This window comes from Luteimonas sp. A501, from assembly GCF_054052085.1.
In genome coordinates this window covers 1-1211 of record NZ_JBSVRI010000032.1, presented here as the reverse complement: position 1 = coordinate 1211, position 1211 = coordinate 1, and the positions used below count along the sequence as shown (strand labels likewise).

Annotated in this window: 1 protein-coding gene; it reads right to left on the bottom strand. The window is 65.1% G+C overall.

Features of this window, described 5'->3' with window-relative positions:
* Window positions 1-26: 26 nt before the first annotated feature.
* A protein-coding gene (locus tag ACW7G5_RS14770) for an IS3 family transposase (protein ID WP_457005774.1) occupies window positions 27-1177 on the bottom strand; the annotation gives its coding sequence in 2 pieces (ribosomal slippage) (window positions 27-922 and window positions 922-1177; 1152 coding nt in all).
* Between the last annotated feature and the right edge of the window lie 34 nt (window positions 1178-1211).

The following is a 1211-nucleotide window of genomic DNA, read 5'->3' as shown; positions in this document are numbered from 1 at the left end:
TGGACCGACCAGAGTTTCATAGACACTCACTGGCCGCTCTGCGCGTAGCGCCGTTCAAACTCTACCGGTGAGACGTCGCCAGCGGAACCATGCCGTCGAACCGCGTTGTAGAACATCTCGATGTAGTCGAAGACGTCGGAGGTCGCAGTCGCCCGTGTCGGGTAGATCCGCCGCTTGATCCGCTCCTTCTTCAACACGCTGAAGAAGCTCTCGGCCACCGCGTTGTCGTGGCAGTTCCCGCGACGGCTCATGCTCGGCACCATCCGATGTGCCTTCAGGAACGACTGCCAGTCGCTGCCGGTGAACTGGCTGCCCTGGTCCGAGTGCACGAGCACGCCTGGCCCCGGCTTGCGCCGCCAGACCGCCGCCACCAAGGCCTGCAGCACCAGGTCGCTGGTCATCGTCGGGGCCGTCGCCCAGCCCACGATCTGTCGCGAGTACAAGTCCATCACCGCTGCCAGGAACAACCAGCCCTCGTAGGTCCGGATGTAGGTGATGTCGGTGACCCAGACCGTGTTCGGTGCGTCGGGCGCGAACTCGCGATTCAGCACGTTGTCGACCACGCCCACGGGGCCGCCGCGGTGGCGCGGCTTGCTCCCGTAGCCGACCTGCGCACGCAGGCCTTCGGCTTTCATCAGGCGCTGCACGCGGTGGCGACTGCACGTCTCGCCCGCCTCGCGCAGGTCCAACGTGACCTTGCGGTAGCCGTACACGCCGCCGCTGGCCAGCCAGTAGTGCTTGATCAGGCCGAGCAGGCGCTGGTCCTCGCGCTCGCGGCCGCTGGTCGGATGTCGTCGCCAGGCGTAGTAACCACTGCGGTTAACGCCCAGCACCCGGCACATCGTGCACAGCCGGAACTCTTCACTGTGCGCGCGTATGAACGCGTACTTTGCCTTTACCCCTTGGCAAAGTACGCGACGGCTTTTTTTAGGATGTCGCGCTCCTCGGTGACCCGCCGGAGCTCGGTCTTGAGACGGCGCATCTCCGCGGCGTCGTGGTCCGCGGACGCCGCTCCATCGGCCTGCTTGCCGGCCTTCTTCGCCTTCTGCACCCACCCGTAGAGCGTGTGCTTGGGGATGCCAATCCGGGCGGCCACATCCACCACCGTGAAGCCGCGCTCCAAAACCTGCTTCACCGCCTCTGCCCGGAACTCATCCGTGTACTGCTTGCTGCTCATAAACACCCCTGCTGTTGCCCTGAATTATGGCCTG